Genomic DNA, 18,983 nt, shown 5'->3' with positions numbered 1-18,983 from the left:
GACCTAAGATGATCAACGTGTCCGACCAGCATGCACCACGGTCTCTCATCGTCACGCTCTACGGCGCCTACGGCCGCCACATGTCCGGCCCGGTACCGGTCGCCGAGCTGATCAGACTGCTGGCCGCGGTCGGCGTGGACGCCCCTTCGGTACGTTCGTCGGTGTCGCGGCTGAAGCGACGCGGGCTGCTGCTGCCGGCCCGTACGGCACAGGGCGCGGCCGGCTATGAACTCTCCCCGGACGCCTGCCAGTTGCTCGACGACGGCGACCGCCGTATCTACGGCGCCGCGCCGCCCGACGACGAGGGCTGGGTGCTCGCGGTGTTCTCGGTGCCGGAGTCGGAGCGGCAGAAGCGCCATGTGCTGCGCTCCCGGCTGGCCGGGCTGGGCTTCGGGACGGCGGCCCCGGGCGTGTGGATCGCGCCCGCCCGGCTCTACGAGGAGGCCCGGCACACCCTCCAGCGGCTGCGCCTGGAGGAGTACGTCGACTTCTTCCGCGGCGAGCACCTCGGCTTCACGCCGACCGCCGAGGCCGTCGCCCGCTGGTGGGACCTGGCCGCGATCGCCAAGGAGCACGACGCGTTCCTCGACCGTCACGCGCGCGTGCTGCACGACTGGGAGCGCCGAGCCGACACCCCGCCGGAGGAGGCGTACCGCGACTATCTCCTCGCCCTGGACTCCTGGCGCCACCTCCCCTACACCGACCCCGGTCTGCCGGCCCGGCTGCTGCCCGGGGACTGGCCGGGCGCGCGCTCGGCCGCCGTCTTCCGAGGACTGCACAAGCGGCTGCGGGACTCGGGGGCGAAGTACGCCGGTCTGTGACCTCGGAGGTGCTCGCACGCGACGGCGTGCTCTCCGTCGTCCCTGTCCGTCGTACCTGTCCGCGACGTACGCCCTCAAGTCCCCAGTGTCAGCCGCGGCTTGGGCGCGTCCGTGCGGCCGGTCTGCGGGCGGCGGCTGCCCGCGCGGTACGGGGCCGGCCAGGCGACGCCGGGACCGTCGTAGCCCTGCTCGGCCGCCGCGTGCAGGGTCCAGTACGGGTCGTACAGGTGCGGACGGGCGAGTGCGCACAGGTCCGTACGGCCCGCCAGGATCAGGGAGTTGACGTCGTCCCAGGACGAGATCGCGCCGACCGCGATCACCGGCAGACCGGTGGCGTGCCGGATCCGGTCGGCGTACGGCGTCTGGTACGACCGTCCGAACTCCGGCCGCTCATCGGCCACGACCTGTCCGGTCGACACGTCGATCGCGTCGGCGCCGTGCGCGGCGAAGGCGCGGGCGATCTCGACGGCGTCCTCGGCACTCGTGCCGCCCTCGGCCCAGTCGGTGGCGGAGATACGGACGGTCATGGGCCGCTCCTCGGGCCATACGTTCCGTACGGCGTCGAAGACCTCCAGCGGGAAGCGGAGCCGTTTCTCCAGGGTGCCGCCGTAGGCGTCGGTGCGGCGGTTGGTGAGCGGGGAGAGGAAACCGGAGAGCAGATAGCCGTGGGCGCAGTGGAGTTCGAGCAGGTCGAACCCGGCGCGGGTGGCGCGCCAGGCGGCTGCGGTGAACTGTTCGCGGATGTCGGTGAGTTGGGCGCGGGTCAGCTCGCGAGGAGTCTGGCTGTACGGCTTGTAGGGGATCGGGGACGCGGCCACGAGCGGCCAGTTGCCGTCCTCCAGCGGTTCGTCCATGCCCTCCCACATCAGCTTGGTCGAGCCCTTGCGCCCGCTGTGGCCGAGCTGCACGCCGATGGCGGTGCCGGGTGACTGGGCGTGCACGAACTGGACGATCCGCCGCCAGGAGTCGGCCTGTCTGCCGCTGTAGAGACCGGTGCAGCCGGGGGTGATGCGTCCCTCCGGGCTGACGCACACCATCTCGGTCATCACCAGGCCGGCGCCGCCGAGGGCACGGGCGCCGAGGTGGACGAGGTGGAAGTCGCCGGGGACACCGTCCGTGGCGGAGTACATGTCCATCGGGGACACCACGACCCGGTTGCGCAGGGTCAGGCCGCGCAGCCGGAACGGGGTGAACATCGGCGGCGTGCCGGGCGGGCAGCCGTGGTCGCGTTCCACGGCCTCGGTGAAGTGGGCGTCACGCAGGCGCAGGTTGTCGTGGGTGACGCGGCGACTGCGGGTGAGCAGGTTGAAGGCGAACTGGCGGGACGGCTGGTCGAGGTAGAGGCCGAGGTTCTCGAACCACTCCAGGCTGGCGCGGGCGGCGCGCTGGGTGGAGGCGACGACCGGTTTGCGCTCCTCCTCGTAGGCACTGAGCGCGCTTGCGATGTCCGGCTGTTCCTCCAGACAGGCGGCGAGGGCGAGGGCGTCCTCGACGGCCAGCTTGGTGCCCGAGCCGATGGAGAAGTGGGCGGTGTGGGCGGCGTCGCCGAGCAGGACGATGTTGCCGTTCGACCAGCGCTCGTTGACGACCGTCCGGAAGGTGGTCCAGGCCGACTTGTTGGACTTCAGCGGCCGTCCGCCGAGCGCGTCCGCGAAGATCTTGGCGCAGCGCGCTGTCGACTCCTGCTCGTCGAGTTCGTCGAACCCGGCGGCTCGCCACACCTCCTCACGCATCTCCACGATGACGGTGGAGGCGTCTGCCGCGTACGGGTAGCCGTGCAGTTGCATGACGCCGTGCTCGGTCTCGGCGATCTCGAAACGGAAGGCTTCGAAGGCGAAGTCGGCGGCCAGCCATATGTAGCGGCAGTGGTGTGTGGCCACATGGGGGCGGAACACATGGGTGTAGGCCTCGCGGGTGGTGCTGTTCACCCCGTCCGCGGCGATGACCAGGTCGTATGTCTCGGCGAGCCGGGCCGGGTGCGGGGCCTGCGTGCGGAAGCGGAGGTCCACGCCGAGCGCGTGGCAGCGGTCGTGCAGGATCTCCAGGAGGCGCTTTCTGCCGAGGGCCGCGAAGCCGTGTCCTCCGGAGGTCTGGCGGGTGCCTCGGTGGACGATGTCGATGTCGTCCCAGCGGACGAATTCCTCGCGGAGTGCCTCGTAGACCACCGGGTCGGCGTGTTCGATGCCGCCCAGGGTCTCGTCGGAGAGGACCACTCCGAAGCCGAAGGTGTCGTCGGGGGCGTTGCGTTCCCAGACGGTGACCTCGCGATCGGGGGCGAGGCGTTTCAGCAGGGCCGCGGCGTAGAGGCTGCCGGGGCCGCCGCCGATGATCGCGACTCGTAGGGGGTGGCTTGTCCCGTTGCGCGACTGCGGGCCCGTCGGGGCTGGTCGCGCAGTTCCCCGCGCCCCTTCGGCGGGCACGCTTCCCTTGGCTGCGAACATCGCTACCTTCCCCGCCACTTCGGTGGGCGCTTCTCCGTGAAGGCTGCGTGGAACTCCGCGTAGTCCTCGCCGTTCATCAGCAGGGCCTGCGTCGACGCGTCCATCTCCACCGCCGCCGCCAGCGGCATGTCCAGCTCGGCCGTGAGCAGCGCCTTGGTCTGGGCGTACGCCAGTGCCGGTCCGTCGGCCAGGCGGCGGGCCAGGGCCTGGGCGGCCTCGTCGGCGTGGCCCTCGTCCGCCAGTTCGCTGATCAGGCCGATCCGCTCGGCCTCCGGCGCCCGAACAGACTCGCCGAGCATGAGCAGCCGGGTCGCGTGGCCGAGGCCGACGACCCTCGGCAGCAGATAGGCCGCGCCCATGTCACCGCCGGACAGGCCGACCCGGGTGAAGAGGAAGGCGAAGCGGGTGGTGGGGTCGGCGACCCGGAAGTCGGCCGCGAGGGCCAGTACGGCACCTGCGCCCGCCGCCACCCCGTGCACCGCCGCGATCACCGGGAACGGGCACTCCCGTACGGCCCGCACGACCTGCCCGGTCATCCGGTTGAAGTCGAGCAGCTGGGCGGTGTCCATGGACAGCGTCGCGCCGATGATCTCGTCGACGTCACCGCCGGAGCAGAACCCACGGCCCTCGCCGGCCAGCACCAGAGCCCGTACCGCCTTCTCCCGCGACAGCTCGGCGAGCAGATCGCGCAGGTCGGCGTAGGCGCCGAAGGTGAGCGCGTTGAGCTTCTCGGGACGGGCGAGGGTGACGGTGGCGACTCCGTCGGTGTGGTCGACCCGCAGATGCTCCCAGTCGGAGGTGGGGGCGGCGGAGCCGGTGAAGGGACTCATGACGTGCGGCCTCCTCGGGCGGACGGCGGGCACTGCCTCAGAGAGCTCTACCCATCGAAGCTATCACCCAACTTTGACTGTCGTCACGACCGCGCAATACTCCGATCCGGTGTGACCTGCCGCCGTCACATCCGTCACGGCTCGTCGACACCCGCGTAACGGCGGGATCAGCCGTGCGAGGCCGGTCGTTCACCTGGGTAAGCCGCACAGCAGTCGGGGCCGAAGGTCCCGAACGGTGCCCACCGAGCGGTCCCGCCGGGTGGCGCCGTACCATTCATAAGGTTGAAAGCAGGACAGCCTGCTCATGAACGGACCCGCCTTGCACGATCGCTCCCCAGCCTCCGCCTCCTGGCGCATCGCGCTGCCGCACACCACCGCGGCCGTGCCCGTCGCCCGCGCACTGGTGCGTACGGCGCTGGCCGAGCTGGAGCACGGCGCCTGCAGCGACACCGCCGAGCTGCTCACCGCGGAGCTGGTCGCGAACGCCGTGGAGCACACCGCGGGCAACGGCCCGCTGGAGCTGGTCGTGGAGCTGCTGCCGTCCGGCTGCCGGGTGGAGGTCCACGACCCGGACCCGGCCCCACCGGGCAACCTGACCCGCCCCACCGCGGGCATCCCCGACCCCTGGCAGGAACATGGCCGCGGCCTGCTGCTGATCCGCACCCTGAGCTCGTCCTGCGGCCACCGCCCGACGGACTCGGGCAAGGCGGTGTGGTTCAGGCTGCCGGTGATACCGGCTCAGCGCCGGGCGGGGTGACTCACCCCAGCGTCGCCACCAGGACGGCCTTGATCGTGTGCATCCGGTTCTCCGCCTCGTCGAAGACCACCGAGTGCTCCGACTCGAAGACCTCGTCGGTCACCTCCAGGGAGTCCAGGCCGTAGGTCTCGAAGATCTCGCGTCCCACCTTGGTGCCGAGGTCGTGGAAGGCCGGCAGACAGTGCAGGAACTTCACGTCCGGATTGCCGGTCGCGCGCAGGACGTCCATGGTCACCGCATAGGAGCCGAGCGCGGCGATCCGTGTCTCCCACACCTCCTTCGGCTCCCCCATGGACACCCACACATCGGTGGCGACGAAATCGGCCGCAAGAACGCCTTCGTCGACCTTCTCGGTGAGGGTGACCCGGGCCCCGCTGGTCTCGGCGAGCTCCAGGGCACGGCCGACGACCTGCCGGGAGGGCCAGTAGGCCTGGGGCGCGACGATCCGTACGTCCATCCCGAGCAGCGCACCGGTGATCAGATACGAGTTCCCCATGTTGAAGCGGGCGTCGCCGAGGTACGCGAAGGTGATCTCCCTGGGCGGCTTGCCGCTGTGCTCCGTCATGGTCAGCACATCGGCGAGCATCTGCGTGGGGTGCCAGTCGTCGGTCAGGCCGTTGTAGACGGGCACCCCGGCGTACTCCGCCAGCTCCTCCACCTTCGCCTGGCTGTCCCCGCGGTACTCGATCCCGTCGTACATCCGGCCGAGCACGCGCGCGGTGTCCTTCACGGACTCCTTGTGACCGATCTGCGAGCCCGAGGGGTCGAGGTAGGTCGTGGAGGCACCCTGGTCGGCGGCCGCGACCTCGAACGCGCAGCGCGTACGCGTCGAGGTCTTCTCGAAGATCAGCGCGATGTTCCTGCCCCGCAGGTACCGTGTCTCGGCCCCGGCCTTCTTGGCCGCCTTCAGCTCGGCGGCCAGCTCGACCAGCCCGAGGAACTCCTGCTCGGTGAAGTCGAGCTCCTTGAGGAAGTGGCGGCCGGCGAGGGCGGTCGGGACAGTCGCCATGGGGGCGCTCCAGAGGTACGAGTACAAGGACCCTGGAAGTCTATACGACCTTCAGAATTAATATACGGGCGCACGCTCGACCGGACAGCTCATGCACCGCGGCCCGCCCCTCCCCCGCCCCAGCTCGCTCCCCGGGATCTCGATCACCTCGATGCCCTGCTTGCGCAGATGTGTGTTGGTGGTGGAGTTGCGCTCATAGGCGACGACGACACCCGGCTCGACGGCCAGCACGTTGCACCCGTCGTCCCACTGCTCGCGCTGGGCCGAGTGCACGTCCTGGGTCGCGGTGAGGACGCGGATCTCGCTCAGACCGAGCGCGGCGGCGATCGCGCGGTGCATGTGCTCCGGGGGATGGTCGGTGACCTTCAGTTCCTTGTCACCGGCGCCCGGCTCGATGGTGTACGAGCGGAGCATGCCGAGCCCGGCGTACTGGGTGAAGACATCGCCGTCGACCATCGTCATCACGGTGTCGAGATGCATCAGCGCCCGCCGCTTGGGCATGTCGAGGGCCACGATCGTCTCGGCCGACCCGGCGGCGAACAGCTTGTGCGCCAGCATCTCGACGGCCTGGGGGGTCGTCCGCTCGCTCATGCCGATCAGGACAGCTCCGTTGCCGATCACCAGGACGTCCCCGCCCTCGATGGTGGAGGGGTAGTCGGCCTGCCCCTCGGACCAGACATGGAACGTTTCGTCACGGAACAGCGGGTGGTGCCGGTAGATCGCCTCGAAGTGCACGGTCTCGCGCTGCCGGGCGGGCCAGCGCATGGCGTTGACGGAGACGCCGTCGTAGATCCAGGCGGAGGTGTCGCGGGTGAAGAGGTGATTGGGCAGGGGCGCCAGCAGGAAGTCGTCGAGCTCCATGACATGGAAGCGCACGGAGATCGGCTCGGGGTGCGCCTCCAGGAACTCCCGCTTGGTCATGCCGCCGACGAGCGCCTCGGCCAGTTCGGGCGCCGGCAGGCTTTCGAAGGCCGCACGGAGGTGGTCGGTGGCCAGCACCCCGTACTCCTTCTCGTCGAAGACCCGGTCCAGGACGAGCTCGCGGGCCGCCGGGACCTCCAGGGCCTCGGTGAGCAGGTCGCCGAAGAGATGGACGGTGACCCCGCGGTCACGCAGCACGTCGGCGAAACCGTCGTGCTCGGCGCGCGCCCTGCGGACCCACAGCACGTCGTCGAAGAGCAGGGCGTCCTTGTTGCTGGGGGTGAGCCTTTTGAGCTCGAGATCCGGCCGGTGGAGTATGACGCGGCGCAGCCGCCCGGCCTCGGAGTCGACATGGAATCCCATGTCTCCATCCTGACCAACGGGGACCCCGTTCACCCCCTACTTGCTCCCCTCTTCTTTCTCCTTGCCCCCTCTTCTTTTCGTCCTCTTGACGACAAGCGCATCGCGCGATTATCGTCTGCATGACGAAAAGAGGGAGCTTCATGGCCGACATCACCCGGCGCCTGGGCTGGCGCCATCTGCGCGGCGCGCCCACGGCGCACGTCCGCCACCACCGCGGCGGAAAGCTCCTGCACGACGGCCCCGGGCTCAGCTTCTGGTTCCGGGCGCTGACCGCCGCGATCTCCGAAGTGCCGGTCGACGACCGGGAGTTGGCGATGACCTTCCATGCCCGTACGTCCGACTTCCAGGACGTGGCCGTACAGGCGACGGTCACCTACCGGATCAGCGACCCGGCCGTGGCCGCCGCGCGCCTGGACTTCTCGATCGACCCGGACACGGGCGCCTGGCGCGCGGCCCCGCTGGAGCAGCTCGGCACCCTGCTCACCGAGACGGCACAGCAGCACGCGCTGGACGTCCTGTCCCGTACACCGCTGTCGGCGGCGCTCGTGGACGGCGTCACGGCGGTACGGGAGCGGATCGCGCAGGGACTCGCCGGCGAGCCCAGACTCCCCGCGACCGGCATCGAGGTGGTCGCCGTACGCGTTGTGGCACTGCGCCCGGAACCGGAGGTGGAGCGGGCGCTGCGCACTCCGGCCCGCGAGCAGATCCAGCAGGAGGCCGACCGCGCGACGTACGAGCGCCGGGCGGTCGCCGTCGAGCGGGAGCGCGCCATCGCCGAGAACGAACTGGCCAGCCAGATCGAACTCGCCCGCCGCGAGGAGCAGTTGGTGGACCAGCGCGGCACGAACGCACGCCGCGAGGCCGAGGAGCACGCGGCCGCGGACGCCGTCAGGGCCGAGGCGGAGGCGGCACGGACGGTACGGCTCGCGGAGGCGGAGGCCACCCGGTCCGTACGGCTGGCCCGGGCGGAGGCCGAGGGCGCCCGTGAGGTCGGTGCGGCGCGGGCACAGGCGCAGGCGGCCTGGCTGCGGGTGCACGCCGAGGTGGAGGTGGCGACGCTGCACGCCCTGACCGGGACGCGGCTCGCGGAGAACCTGCCGCGGATCGACAGCGTGACGGTGTCGCCGGACGTGCTGACGGGGCTGCTCGCCAAGCTGGGTGCGCGGGAGTGAGTCTCGCCCCGCGGGTCGTCCTCGTCCATCGCACCACGGAGTACGAGGAGTTGGTGGCCCGGCACGGCACGCACGGCCAGGCCGCCTTCTTCCTCTCCTCCCGGGGCCGTGACATCGAGGAGGTCGCCGAACGCCACCGCCGTACGCGACAGGCGCTCACGGAGGTGACCTCGGCGATCCCCCTGACCTGGCGTCAGAGCCGGGTGGAGCGGGCCGACCTGGACCGGTTCCTGTTCGCGCCGGAGGACGTCGTGGTCGTGGTCGGGCAGGACGGCCTGGTCGCGAACGTGGCCAAGTACCTCGACGGACAGCCGGTGCTGGGCATCGACACCGACCCCGGCCGAAACCCGGGCGTCCTGGTGCGTCACCGTCCGGCGGACGCGGCCAAGTTGTTGGCGTCCACGCAATCCGGAAGGGGTGGCTTCGACGAACTCACCATGGTCGAGGCCGTCGCCGACGACACACAACGCCTCGTGGCACTGAACGAGATCTACCTGGGCGCCGCCGGACATCAGACGGCCCGCTACCGCCTGGGCCTGGAGGGCGACGGGGGTGTCGTCGAGGCCCAGGCTTCGTCCGGGGTGATCGTCGGCACGGGCACGGGGGCGACCGGCTGGATCCGGTCGGTGTGGCAGGAGCGGGGCGGGCAGCTGCGGTTGCCCGCCCCCACGGAGGAGCGCCTGCTGTGGTTCGTACGGGAGGCCTGGCCGTCCCCGGCCACCGGTACGTCACTGGTGGCCGGGGAACTCCCCGCGGCGGCCCTGCTCCACCTCACCGTCGAGTCCGAGCGGCTCGTCGCCTTCGGGGACGGGATGGAGACGGACGCGGTGGAGCTGACCTGGGGCCAGACGGTCCGGGTGGGCGTGTGCCGCCGGCGGCTGCGACTGGTCGACTGACCGTCACAGCCGCGGGTCCACCGGCTCCGACTCCAGCGCCAGCACCCCGAACACCGCCTCGTGCACACGCCACAGCGGCTCGCCCTCCGCCAGCCGGTCCAGTGCCTCCAGACCGAGCGCGTACTCGCGGATGGCGAGGGACCGCTTGTGGTTGAGGAACCGCTGCCGCAGCCGGGCGAGGTTGTCGGGACGCGTGTACTCGGGACCGTAGATGATCCGCAGGTACTCGCGGCCCCGGCACTTGATGCCCGGCTGCACCAGACGCCCCTCCCCGCTTCGCACCACGCCGCCGAGCGGCTTGACGACCATGCCCTCACCGCCGCGGCCGGTCATCTCCAGCCACCAGTCGACGCCGGCCCGCACCGACTCCGGGTCCCCGGTGTCGACGTACAGCCGCCGGGTGGTCTGCAGCAGCCCGCTGCCGTCGTGCTCCACCAGCCGGTCGAGCAGCGCGAGCTGCTTGTCGTGCGGGAGGGCGGCGAGGCTGCGGCCCTGGACCGCCAGGATCTGGAACGGGGCCAGGCGTACGCCGTCCAGGCCGTCCGTCGGCCAGCAGTAGCGGCGGTACGCCTCCGTGAACGCGGCCGCGTCCGACGCCCGTTCGCGCTGGCGCGCGAGCAGGTCGGACACATCGACACCGCGCGCCGAGGCGCCCTCCAGCGCGGCCAGCGCACCCGGGAACGCCGCCCCGGAGGCGGCGCCGACCGCCGCGTACTGCGAGCGCAGCAGGCCCGCCGCCTTCAGCGACCACGGCATGAGCTCGGCGTCGAGCAGCAGCCAGTCCGTCTCCAGTTCGTCCCAGAGCCCGGCCTCGCCGGCCGCCGCACGGACCCGGTCCAGGATCGTCTCCGTCACGGACTCGTCGTCGAAGAACGGGCGGCCGGTGCGCGTGTACAGCGACCCGGTCGGACCGTCGACGCCGAACCGCTTGAGCGCGGCCTCCGCGTCGCGGCACACCAGGGCCACGGCCCGCGAACCCATGTGCTTCTCCTCGCACACGACCCGCTCGACACCGTCCGCCGCGTACTGCGCGAAGGCTTCCGCCGGGTGCTCCAGGTAACCCTCGATGTGGCTGGTCGCCGTCGGTGCCATGGTCGGCGGAAGGTACGGCAGCAGGCGCGGGTCGACGGCGAAGCGGCTCATGACCTCCAGGGCCGCGGCCGCGTTCTCCTCACGGATCGACACCCGGCCCGCGTGCCGTGTCTCCACGACCCTGCGGCCCTGTACGTCGTTGAGGTCGAGCGGCCGTCCGTCGTGCCCGCCCGGTGCCTCCGTCCGCAACGGCTTGGCCGGCTCGTACCAGACCTTCTCGGCCGGTACGTCGACCAGCTCCCGCTCCGGCCAGCGCAGCGCGGTCAGCTTGCCGCCGAAGACGGCGCCGGTGTCCAGGCAGATGGTGTTGTTCAGCCAGGTGGCCTCCGGCACCGGAGTGTGGCCGTACACCACAGCCGCCCGGCCCCGGTAGTCCTCGGCCCACGGGTAGCGCACCGGCAGCCCGAACTCGTCGGTCTCCCCGGTGGTGTCGCCGTACAGCGCGTGCGAGCGCACCCGCCCCGACGTACGGCCGTGGTACTTCTCCGGCAGACCGGCGTGGCAGACCACGAGCCGCCCGCCGTCGAGGACGTAGTGGCTGACGAGGCCGTCGATGAACTCCCGTACCTCCGCGCGGAACTCCTCGCTCTCGGTGTCCATCTGCTCGATGGTCTCGGCGAGTCCGTGCGTGTGCTGGACCTTGCGGCCCTTGAGGTAACGCCCGTACTTGTTCTCGTGGTTGCCCGGCACGCACAGCGCGTTGCCCGACTTCACCATCGACATCACGCGGCGCAGCACACCGGGGCTGTCCGGGCCGCGGTCGACGAGGTCGCCGACGAAGACGGCGGTACGGCCGTCCGGGTGCACTCCCTCGACATAGCCCAGCTTGCCCAGCAGCGATTCCAGTTCGGCGGCGCAGCCGTGGATGTCTCCGACGATGTCGAAGGGGCCGGTGAGGTGGGTGAGGTCGTTGAAGCGCTTCTCGGTGACGATCGTGGCGTTCTCGATGTCCTCCACACCGCGCAGGACGTGCACCTTGCGGAAGCCCTCGCGCTCCAGCTGCCTGATCGAGCGCCGCAGTTCGCGGATGTGCCGCTGGATGACCCGGCGGGGCATGTCGGCCCGGTCGGTGCGGGCCGCGTTGCGCTCGGCGCACACCTCCTCGGGCACGTCGAGCACGATGGCTATCGGCAGCACGTCGTACTGCTTGGCCAGCTCGATCAGCTGCCGCCGGGAGTCCTGCTGCACACTGGTGGCGTCGACGACCGTACGGCGGCCGGCGGCCAGTCGCTTGCCCGCGATGTAGTGCAGGACGTCGAAGGCGTCCCGGGTCGCGCTCTGGTCGTTCTCGTCGTCGGAGACCAGGCCGCGGCAGAAGTCGGAGGAGATGACCTCGGTCGGCTTGAAGTGCCTGCGGGCGAAGGTGGACTTGCCGGAGCCGGAGGCGCCGACGAGCACGACGAGGGAGAGGTCGGTGACGGGCAGGACGCGGCCCTTGGTTGCCCGGGTGGTCTCGCTCATGCGGCCTTCGCCTCCTTCTCGTCGTTCACGCTGCTCGTCATGCCGGCTGTGCTGATTTCGAACAGGGCCATCTGCGTGGGCGGCCCCACCTCCGGGTCGTCCGGTCCCACGGGCACGAACTCCACGGCGTACCCGTGCCGTTCGGCCACCGCCCGCGCCCACCCGCGGAACTCCTCGCGGGTCCACTCGAAGCGGTGGTCGCCGTGCCGGACGTGTCCGGCCGGGAGGGACTCCCAGCGGACGTTGTACTCGACGTTGGGCGTGGTCACCAGAACCGTCCGCGGGCGGGCGGAGCCGAACACCGCGTACTCCAGGGCGGGCAGCCGGGGCAGGTCGAGGTGCTCGATGACCTCGCTGAGCACTGCGGCGTCGTAGCCCTTGAGCCGGTTGTCGGTGTAGGCGAGGGAGCCCTGGAAGAGCTTCACGCGCGAGGCCTGCCGCTCCCCCATGCGGTCCAGCTTCAGCCGCCGCCCGGCGATGGTGAGCGCCCGCATCGACACATCCACGCCCACGATCTCGGTGAACGCCGGGTCCTTGAGCAGCGCCTGCACCAACTGGCCCTGTCCGCATCCGAGATCGAGCACGCGCGCGGCGCCGGACGCCCTGAGCGCGGCCAGGATCGCGTCCCGTCGCTGCACGGCGAGCGGGGTCGGCTTCTCCTCGGTCTCGCTCTCCGCCTCGACGGCGTTGTCGATGTCCTCGACCTCGCTGTCGTCGGCCTCCGCGAGCCGCACCAGCTCCAGCCGCTCCATCGCCTCGCGGGTCAGCGACCAGCGGCGCGACAGATACCGGCTGGTGATCAGCTTCTGCTCCGGGTGGTCCGGCAGCCAGCCCTCACCGGCCCGCAGCAGCTTGTCGACCTCGTCGGAGGAGACCCAGTAGTGCTTGGCGTCGTCGAGGACGGGGAGCAGGACGTAGAGGTGACGCAGTGCCTCGGCGAGGGTCAGCGCCTGCGACTCCAGTACGAGCCGCACATAGCGCGAGTCGCCCCACTCGGGGAACTGCACATCCAGCGGCACGGGTTCGGCGGTCACGGCCCAGCCGAGCGGCTCGAACAGCCGCCGTACGAGCTCCTGGCCACCTCGGGCCGGCAGCGCGGGCACCTCGATGCGCAGGGGCAGCGGCTGGGCTGCGCGCTCGGGCCGGGCGTTGCACACGCCCCGCATCGCGCTGGAGAACACAGCGCTGAGCGCGACCGCGAGCAGCGAGGACGCCGCGTACGGCCGGTCGTTCACATACTGCGCGAGCGCCGCGTCGGGTGCCCCGCCCCGGCCCTTGCCCTTCCCCCGCCGGACCAACGCCACCGCGTCGACCTCCAGTAGCAGCGCCGCCGTGCAGCGCTCGGCGTGCGCCTCGGGGTAGAGGACGTGCGCCGTGCCGTAGGAGGTGGAGAACGTCTGCGCCTTCTCGGGATGCTTGTGCAGCAGGAAGCCGAGATCGGTGGCGGGGCGTTCCGCGGTGCCGGTGGTGGTGAGGGTCAGGAACACGTGGTGGGCCTTTGGATAGGGTCTGAGCTGCGCCTGTGCGCCGCCTGTACAAGTTACAGAGCGCAGGTCGGAACCACCTGGGGTTTTTCGCACGCCCCTGTCCGACCGCCCTGATTGTCAGTGCCGTCTGCCAAGATCCGGCCATGGATCTCGCGCAGGCCCCCACCGGGCTCGACGACCGGCCCCGGGCCGGCCTGGGACACGCCCGCGGCAGCGCGGAGGGTAAGGGCGACGCCGAAGTGAGGGAGTTCGCAGGGGAGTTCGAGACCCATGTCACAGTGACGATGGACACCGCTTCCGCCGTGGAGAGCCGACTCCGTCACTGGGCGCGGCGGCACGCGGTGAAGTACACGCGCATCCTGCTGGACCGTGGCGCCACGCCCGACCAGCCGATGCTGACCGTTCCCGGGCGCGGCACGCTGTCCGCCCAGCGGACGGCCGCAGAAGCGTGGACGGAGCGGCTGTCCGCCGCGGGGTTCACCGTCGCGCGCGTCAAGATCGAGGCGACGCCCTGGAACACGGACGTCCCACAGACCACCACGGAAGCGTCCGCGCTCCCCCACGACCACTACTTCGAGCACCACGTCAAACTGCTCCTCGCCGATACCGCGGCGGTGGCGTCGCTACGCGCCCTGGCCGAGCGCCACACGGCCCACGTCTCCCGCAACGCCCGCCGCGACCTGGGCGAGCGCGGCCACGAACGCTTCGTCACCCAGCGCTGCCGGGGCGTGGGACGTCCCGAAGCCCGCCGCAGACTGGACGCCCTGGTGGCCGATCTCTCAGCGGCCGGTTTCCAGGTCGTGGAGGTGGAGGAGGAGTTCGTGGTCCACGACGACGGCCCGTCCCTGGACCGCGGCTGGATCGACGAGACCGTCGGCGGGGGTTGAGGTCACGGTGCCCCTCCCACCCGACACCCCGGCCACCGCCGTACCGGACGACGAGCGATGGCGTACGGCACACCGCGCGGTCCTCGACCATCTGCTGCGCCTGGTCGCCGAGTCCTCGCTGGGGACCGAGCTCGTACTGCGGGGCAGCATGGTGATGCCGGCCTGGGTGGGACACGCGGCACGGCCCCCGGGCGACCTCGACTGCGTCGTCCAGCGTCCACTGATCGTGCCGATCGACCCCCTGCATCCACACCCCCACGTGGACGACCTGAGCGTGGTCCAGCAGTGGCCGGAGGCGGCCGACGGCGCCGGTGCGTACGAGATGTGGACCCACGAGGAGTTCGACACCCGGGGACTGCGAGCCACCGTCCCGCCGGAGGGCCTGCGATGGATCGCGGAACCCGAGCCCGAGCCCGAAGCCGTGCCCCCGCACCAGGAGTTGCTCGACCTCGTACGGCAACGGCCCGTCGCCGGCCCGGGCGTCGTCCTCGAACCGGAGGCGGCCCGTGACGACGACACCTGGACCTACACCGCGTACGACACCCCGGGCGTCCGGCTGATCATCCCCTGGCGTGCCGAGGGCCTGCCGCCGGGCCAGGCACGGATGGACTTCGCCCGCGACGAACGCCTGCCGCAGGCGCCGGTGTGCACGGCCGTGCCGCGCGGCGACGGCGGCGCGCCCGCGGTGGTGCTTACAGCGAGCCGGGAGCTGTCGCTGGCGTGGAAGCTCCTCTGGCTGCACACGGACTCCACGTCCGGCGAGGGGCGGGCCCAGGGCAAGGACCTCTACGACGCCGTACTGCTCGCCGAGACACGGAACATGCGCCTGCCCGCACGGCTCGTGCGCGCGGTGTTTCCGCCAGAGGTGACCCCGCCCACCGGGGACACGGTGCGTTCGTGGTCCGTCGACTGGGAGACGTTTCGCACGGAACACACAGAGGTGCGAGGTTCCGCCGCCGAGTGGCTGGACCGGCTGTGGCGTGCGCTGACCTCGGTGACCACGCCGTGACCGACCACGCCGAACGGGACACAGCACGACCCCCGGGCGGGATGCTCCCGAGGGCCGCGAGCCGAATGCGACAGTCCGGCGACTACGACAGCTACGACAACTGGGACTGGACCTGGGAGGAGATGAGCTCCAGCTGGTCCAGGTCGGCCAGGTCGAGGACCTGAAGGTAGATCCGCTGAGAGCCGATCTCCTGGTACCGGCCGATCTTGTCGACGACCTCGCCCGGAGCGCCCGCGAGCCCGTTGACCTTCAGCTCGTCGACCTCACGCCCGATGGCGGCGGCGCGCCGGGCGACCTCCTGGTCGTCCTTGCCCACGCATACGACAAGGGCGTTGGAGTAGACGAGGTCGTCCCCCTTGCGGCCGGCCTCCTCGGCGGCGGCCCGCACCCGCCCGAACTGCCGCTCGCTGTCCTCGATCGAGGCGAACGGCATGTTGAACTCGTCGGCGTACTTGCCGGCCAGCCGCGGCGTCCGGGTGGCGCCGTGTCCGCCGATCAGGACCGGAAGCTTGGCCTGGGCCGGCTTGGGCAGTGCGGGTGAGTCGGTGAGGTCGTAGTAGGTGCCGTGGAAGTCGAAGGTCGCACCGGTCTCGGTGGCCCACAGCCCCGTGACGATGGCGAGCTGTTCCTCCAGCCGCCCGAACTTCTCCTTCGGGAACGGGATGCCGTACGCCTTGTGCTCCTCCTCGAACCAGCCCGCGCCCAGACCGAGTTCGACACGGCCACCGGACATCTGGTCGACCTGGGCGACCTGGATGGCGAGCACGCCGGGCAGCCGGAAGGTGCCGGCGGTCATCAGTGTGCCGAGGCGAATCCGCTTGGTCTCACGGGCGAGACCGGCGAGCGTGATCCATGCGTCGGTGGGTCCGGGAAGACCGTCCCCGGAACCCATCTTCAAATAGTGGTCGGACCGGAAGAAAGCATCGAACCCAAGATCCTCCGTGGTCTTCGCCACGCGGAGCAAGGTCTCGTAGGTGGCCCCCTGCTGGGGCTCGGTGAAGATGCGAAGATCCATACCCCCATCCTGCACGCCGGGACGGCCGTCAACCGCACCGGTCCCTCTGCCCTCCGCATCCCCGGTCGGGTGAATTCCGTCAACGCGGAAGCCGCCGTCACCCCAGGCCAGTGACCGCCCCCGACGGTGATCGTTGGCTCGGTCGGAGCCGGACCGCCTGGCCCCCGCGTCGGCCTGCCAAGGCTGGCGCGTCACCGTGTCGGCCCACTGCCACTGGGGGGGCCGGAGGCCCGAGGAGACCGTCATGTCCGAGGAATTCGCGCCACAGCAGAGCGGCGGCACCGGCCAGCCGAAAGGGCTGCTCCAGCAGATGGAGGAGCTGATGGCCGCCCTCAACGCGGACCTGTCGGCCCTGGACGCGGACCTGCAGTCGACCGGCGGCCCCGGACAGGGCCGACGCCAGGAGGGCGAGGCGGGCTGACGGGCCGTCGGCCGAGCGGGCCGCCTGCCGTCTTCGGCTGCTGGGCGGTGCTGGGGGCTGCCGCCGCCCCCAGACCCCCGCTTCGGCCCTGGACGGGCCACGGCCGCAAACTCCCCCGCCCACCCACGCATGCCGCCGCGGGCACCCCGCTACCCCGCCTCCCGCTCCGCCAGCACCTCATCCCGATCCGCGAGTCTCCGCAGCATCTCCAGCACCCGATCCCGAGACTCGTCCGCCGCGTCGATCGCCTCCATGCACTGCCAGTACGTCGCCTCGTCGTCCGCCGCGCTGGCCAGACCGACCATGGCAATCCCGACCTCCCCCAGCAGGCTCCCCAGATGCATCAGCGCCTGCCGCGCATCGCCCAGCTCCGTGAGCTGGGCCGCCAGTAAGTCGCCGTCCGCCAGATCCGGCACCTCCAGAACCCCGCACCCACGCCCCGCGAGCTCCGTCAGCCCCAGCGCCTCGCCCCGCAGTTCAGGTGGGCCGAAGACCGCCAGCCGGCTCCCTATCGCCTGAGCCAGGGCCTGCGCCTGCCACACCTCGGTCATGGTCTCCGGCGCGCCCCCACTACCCGCCAGCGCACGCCTGCTAGTCAAGATGAGCCGCACCGCGTCCATACGCAGTCCCCGTCTGTCGCGACGCGCTGCCCACGCGTCCGCCCTAACTCCCTTGTTCACTACCCAGAGTGAGGGCGCTTGAGACGAAAAGCCAGAGGAAGACGGAAATCTATGGACAACTTTTCGGTGGCGGCCAGCTGAACGAACACGGAGAGTACAAGCGGACGCTACCCCTCCCCGGCGCTCACCTACGGCGCGGGAAACCTGCGCTCGTTCCGATCGATCTTCGCGTCCAGCGCAGCCAGCGCATCGATCCCCAGCACCTCACACAGCTGCAGGAGATACGCCAGCACATCCGCGACCTCATCCGTCACCCGCGCCGCGGTCTCCGCGTCGTCCATGACCCGCGCCGACTCCTCCGGCGTCAACCACTGGAAGATCTCCACGAGTTCGGACGCCTCGACGCTCAGCGCCGCCACGAGGTTCTTCGGCGTGTGATACGGCTGCCAGTTCCGCGCGGCGGCGAACTCGGCCAGCCTGCGCTGCAGCCCGGCCACATCAAGAGGTTCGGTCACGCCTCAAGATGTACCACCGTCACGCCGCTCACCCCGGCCGCCCCCGCCCCGTCGCCCACCGCCCCGACCACCCGAATGTGCCCCCGCTCGCACATCCGCGAAGCCAGCCGCAGCAGTTCCCCCCGCTGCCCCGGATCCAGCCCCCGGTCAAGCCCGTCCGCCAGCACGGTCAGCGTCTGCAGGGCCGCGGGCACCTCCCCCACCGGATCGACCTCCAGTACCCCGGGCCCCGTCAGCAGCACCAACGACAGCGCGAGATACCGCAGCTCACCGTCCCCCAACCGCCCGAGCTCCGTCCGCACCCCGTCCCCCCGATCGAGCACCCCCCGCACGGTCCCGTCCCCCAGCACCTCACCGACCACATCGGCGACCGCCCCCGCACACCCCGCCCGAGCCGCCGCCACCAGCTGCGCGTGCCGCTGCCCGCACTCCGCACGCGTCCGCCACAGCACCTCGGCGAGGTTGTCGCACCCGCCGAGCAACCGCCCGGACCCGAGCGGCACCGCGGTCCGCATCCGCTCCGGCCGGGGATCGCAGGCGAACACCGACCGCAGGGCCACCACCATCTGCTCCGCCGCGGCCAGCACCCGCCGCTGCCCGTCCGTCCTGCCGGCCACCCGCAGCGGCAGCAACGCGGTACCGAGCCGATCGTCGGGCAGCGGCGCCCGTGTCACCGGCGACTGCCCGGCCGTATGCCAGGCGGCCTGCACAAAAGGCCGGCTCGGATCGCGCAGGGCGGTCTCCAGCAGAACCAGACCGCCCGCGCTCAACCGCTCCCCCACGATCCGCAGTTCGGGCTCGGCCTGCACGGCGAGGTCGAGCCGTACCGGGCCCTCGGGGCCATCGGCCGTGCAGCCGATACGGAAGCCACGCCGCCGCTGGGCGTCGGGCCGGGCCCGCTCCGGGACGCACGCCACCGGATCCGGGAACACCTCCCCGACCCCGGCACCCCCACCGAGCCGCGCCAGCGCCTCGTACGCCCGTAACGCGCTGCTCTTCCCGCTGCCGCTCGGCCCGGTGAAGAGCGTGAGCGCCCCGAGCGGGAACGCGGTCCGCCGATGCCCGGCGAACGCGGACAGCCGCAGCTCGGTCAGCCGCGGCCGGCCGGGCGGCGCAGCATCGCCCGCCGTACCGGACGGATCGACCCCACGGCATTCCTGAGACGGCGACGACACGGCACCAGACACATACGACACACCCATGTCCGGACCGTAGGCCCCCTACCGCCGGGCGAACCGTTCCACCCGGGCGCCCTTCCTACGATCG

17 protein-coding genes are annotated in these 18,983 nt (G+C 71.3%); 7 read left to right on the top strand and 10 right to left on the bottom strand.

Going from position 1 to position 18,983, the window contains the following annotated elements; all coding sequences use genetic code 11:
- Positions 1 to 8 precede the first annotated feature (8 nt).
- Positions 9 to 821 (top strand): PaaX family transcriptional regulator, encoded by an 813-nt coding sequence (locus ACZ7NC_RS01380; protein ID WP_471483856.1) that lies wholly within the window; start codon positions 9 to 11, stop codon positions 819 to 821.
- A gap of 74 nt (positions 822 to 895) precedes the next feature.
- On the opposite strand, the gene ACZ7NC_RS01375 is transcribed toward ACZ7NC_RS01380, so the two are convergent.
- Together ACZ7NC_RS01375 and ACZ7NC_RS01370 are read right to left on the bottom strand one after the other, a co-directional pair.
- Positions 896 to 3,262 carry a bifunctional salicylyl-CoA 5-hydroxylase/oxidoreductase gene (locus tag ACZ7NC_RS01375; protein WP_471483854.1) on the bottom strand — a complete coding sequence of 789 codons (2,367 nt, stop codon included), beginning with the start codon at positions 3,260 to 3,262 and terminating at the stop codon, positions 896 to 898.
- A gap of 2 nt (positions 3,263 to 3,264) precedes the next feature.
- A complete protein-coding gene (locus tag ACZ7NC_RS01370) occupies positions 3,265 to 4,092 on the bottom strand; it encodes an enoyl-CoA hydratase family protein (protein WP_471483852.1) in 828 nt (275 codons plus the stop codon).
- 304 nt (positions 4,093 to 4,396) lie between these two features.
- On the opposite strand from ACZ7NC_RS01370, the gene ACZ7NC_RS01365 reads away from it, so the two are divergent.
- Positions 4,397 to 4,849: an ATP-binding protein gene (locus tag ACZ7NC_RS01365; RefSeq protein WP_471483850.1), complete on the top strand. Its 453-nt coding sequence runs from the start codon at positions 4,397 to 4,399 to the stop codon at positions 4,847 to 4,849.
- A gap of 1 nt (position 4,850) precedes the next feature.
- On the opposite strand, the gene argF is transcribed toward ACZ7NC_RS01365, so the two are convergent.
- Both argF and ACZ7NC_RS01355 read right to left on the bottom strand, forming a co-directional pair.
- Positions 4,851 to 5,858 (bottom strand): ornithine carbamoyltransferase, encoded by a 1,008-nt coding sequence (argF, locus tag ACZ7NC_RS01360; RefSeq protein ID WP_471483847.1) that lies wholly within the window; start codon positions 5,856 to 5,858, stop codon positions 4,851 to 4,853.
- A gap of 57 nt (positions 5,859 to 5,915) precedes the next feature.
- Positions 5,916 to 7,142, bottom strand: a complete 1,227-nt coding sequence (locus tag ACZ7NC_RS01355) for an arginine deiminase (protein ID WP_471483846.1) — start codon at positions 7,140 to 7,142, stop codon at positions 5,916 to 5,918.
- A 140-nt stretch (positions 7,143 to 7,282) separates the two neighbouring features.
- Here ACZ7NC_RS01355 and ACZ7NC_RS01350 point away from each other — a divergent pair, with 140 nt between their 5' ends.
- Positions 7,283 to 8,314 carry an SPFH domain-containing protein gene (locus tag ACZ7NC_RS01350; RefSeq protein WP_471483979.1) on the top strand — a complete coding sequence of 344 codons (1,032 nt, stop codon included), beginning with the start codon at positions 7,283 to 7,285 and terminating at the stop codon, positions 8,312 to 8,314.
- Positions 8,311 to 9,210, top strand: a complete 900-nt coding sequence (locus tag ACZ7NC_RS01345) for a diacylglycerol kinase catalytic domain-containing protein (RefSeq protein WP_471483845.1) — start codon at positions 8,311 to 8,313, stop codon at positions 9,208 to 9,210. The genes ACZ7NC_RS01350 and ACZ7NC_RS01345 overlap by 4 nt, the downstream gene beginning before the upstream one ends.
- A gap of 3 nt (positions 9,211 to 9,213) precedes the next feature.
- Here ACZ7NC_RS01345 and ACZ7NC_RS01340 read toward each other — a convergent pair whose 3' ends face one another.
- Positions 9,214 to 11,763, bottom strand: a complete 2,550-nt coding sequence (locus ACZ7NC_RS01340; RefSeq protein ID WP_471483844.1) for a polynucleotide kinase-phosphatase — start codon at positions 11,761 to 11,763, stop codon at positions 9,214 to 9,216.
- Entirely contained in the window at positions 11,760 to 13,250 is a 1,491-nt protein-coding gene (locus tag ACZ7NC_RS01335) for a 3' terminal RNA ribose 2'-O-methyltransferase Hen1 (RefSeq protein WP_471483842.1), read from the bottom strand. The genes ACZ7NC_RS01340 and ACZ7NC_RS01335 overlap by 4 nt, the downstream gene beginning before the upstream one ends.
- Positions 13,251 to 13,393: 143 nt before the next feature.
- Here ACZ7NC_RS01335 and ACZ7NC_RS01330 point away from each other — a divergent pair, with 143 nt between their 5' ends.
- Both ACZ7NC_RS01330 and ACZ7NC_RS01325 read left to right on the top strand, forming a co-directional pair.
- Positions 13,394 to 14,137 carry a hypothetical protein gene (locus ACZ7NC_RS01330; RefSeq protein ID WP_471483841.1) on the top strand — a complete coding sequence of 248 codons (744 nt, stop codon included), beginning with the start codon at positions 13,394 to 13,396 and terminating at the stop codon, positions 14,135 to 14,137.
- Between the two features lie 7 nt (positions 14,138 to 14,144).
- On the top strand, positions 14,145 to 15,146 hold the full coding sequence (locus tag ACZ7NC_RS01325) for a nucleotidyl transferase AbiEii/AbiGii toxin family protein (protein ID WP_471483840.1): 1,002 nt from the start codon (positions 14,145 to 14,147) through the stop codon (positions 15,144 to 15,146).
- 91 nt (positions 15,147 to 15,237) lie between these two features.
- Here ACZ7NC_RS01325 and ACZ7NC_RS01320 read toward each other — a convergent pair whose 3' ends face one another.
- Positions 15,238 to 16,161 (bottom strand): LLM class F420-dependent oxidoreductase, encoded by a 924-nt coding sequence (locus ACZ7NC_RS01320; RefSeq protein ID WP_471483839.1) that lies wholly within the window; start codon positions 16,159 to 16,161, stop codon positions 15,238 to 15,240.
- Positions 16,162 to 16,405: 244 nt separating this feature from the next.
- On the opposite strand from ACZ7NC_RS01320, the gene ACZ7NC_RS01315 reads away from it, so the two are divergent.
- Positions 16,406 to 16,582 (top strand): hypothetical protein, encoded by a 177-nt coding sequence (locus ACZ7NC_RS01315; protein ID WP_471483838.1) that lies wholly within the window; start codon positions 16,406 to 16,408, stop codon positions 16,580 to 16,582.
- A gap of 149 nt (positions 16,583 to 16,731) precedes the next feature.
- Here the strand turns inward: ACZ7NC_RS01315 and ACZ7NC_RS01310 are convergent, their stop codons facing one another.
- The 3 genes from ACZ7NC_RS01310 to ACZ7NC_RS01300 all read right to left on the bottom strand — a co-directional run bounded on the left by ACZ7NC_RS01310 (position 16,732) and on the right by ACZ7NC_RS01300 (position 18,919).
- The gene (locus ACZ7NC_RS01310) at positions 16,732 to 17,202 is read right to left on the bottom strand and encodes a DUF6099 family protein (RefSeq protein ID WP_471483978.1); all 471 of its coding nucleotides are present in this window, start codon (positions 17,200 to 17,202) and stop codon (positions 16,732 to 16,734) included.
- 188 nt (positions 17,203 to 17,390) lie between these two features.
- Positions 17,391 to 17,717: a nucleotide pyrophosphohydrolase gene (locus ACZ7NC_RS01305; RefSeq protein ID WP_471483837.1), complete on the bottom strand. Its 327-nt coding sequence runs from the start codon at positions 17,715 to 17,717 to the stop codon at positions 17,391 to 17,393.
- A complete protein-coding gene (locus ACZ7NC_RS01300; protein ID WP_471483834.1) occupies positions 17,714 to 18,919 on the bottom strand; it encodes an AAA family ATPase in 1,206 nt (401 codons plus the stop codon). Before ACZ7NC_RS01300 ends, ACZ7NC_RS01305 begins: the two co-directional genes overlap by 4 nt.
- Between the last annotated feature and the right edge of the window lie 64 nt (positions 18,920 to 18,983).

The sequence above is a fragment of the Streptomyces sp. NPDC111802 genome (assembly GCF_055634335.1).
Note: the sequence above shows the minus strand (reverse complement) of the source record. Positions and strands in the feature narration are given on the sequence as shown.

What these genes read in the sequence shown, in the direction of transcription:
- ACZ7NC_RS01355 (WP_471483846.1), bottom strand. Translation starts at nt 7,142, where the DNA reads ATGGGATTCCATGTCGACTCCGAGGCCGGGCGGCTGCGCCGCGTCATA.
- ACZ7NC_RS01370 (WP_471483852.1), bottom strand. Translation starts at nt 4,092, where the DNA reads ATGAGTCCCTTCACCGGCTCCGCCGCCCCCACCTCCGACTGGGAGCAT.
- ACZ7NC_RS01375 (WP_471483854.1), bottom strand. Translation starts at nt 3,262, where the DNA reads ATGTTCGCAGCCAAGGGAAGCGTGCCCGCCGAAGGGGCGCGGGGAACT.
- ACZ7NC_RS01365 (WP_471483850.1), top strand. Translation starts at nt 4,397, where the DNA reads ATGAACGGACCCGCCTTGCACGATCGCTCCCCAGCCTCCGCCTCCTGG.
- ACZ7NC_RS01330 (WP_471483841.1), top strand. Translation starts at nt 13,394, where the DNA reads ATGGATCTCGCGCAGGCCCCCACCGGGCTCGACGACCGGCCCCGGGCC.
- ACZ7NC_RS01340 (WP_471483844.1), bottom strand. Translation starts at nt 11,763, where the DNA reads ATGAGCGAGACCACCCGGGCAACCAAGGGCCGCGTCCTGCCCGTCACC.
- ACZ7NC_RS01310 (WP_471483978.1), bottom strand. Translation starts at nt 17,202, where the DNA reads ATGGACGCGGTGCGGCTCATCTTGACTAGCAGGCGTGCGCTGGCGGGT.
- argF (WP_471483847.1), bottom strand. Translation starts at nt 5,858, where the DNA reads ATGGCGACTGTCCCGACCGCCCTCGCCGGCCGCCACTTCCTCAAGGAG.
- ACZ7NC_RS01350 (WP_471483979.1), top strand. Translation starts at nt 7,283, where the DNA reads ATGGCCGACATCACCCGGCGCCTGGGCTGGCGCCATCTGCGCGGCGCG.
- ACZ7NC_RS01380 (WP_471483856.1), top strand. Translation starts at nt 9, where the DNA reads ATGATCAACGTGTCCGACCAGCATGCACCACGGTCTCTCATCGTCACG.
- ACZ7NC_RS01300 (WP_471483834.1), bottom strand. Translation starts at nt 18,919, where the DNA reads ATGGGTGTGTCGTATGTGTCTGGTGCCGTGTCGTCGCCGTCTCAGGAA.
- ACZ7NC_RS01320 (WP_471483839.1), bottom strand. Translation starts at nt 16,161, where the DNA reads ATGGATCTTCGCATCTTCACCGAGCCCCAGCAGGGGGCCACCTACGAG.
- ACZ7NC_RS01315 (WP_471483838.1), top strand. Translation starts at nt 16,406, where the DNA reads ATGTCCGAGGAATTCGCGCCACAGCAGAGCGGCGGCACCGGCCAGCCG.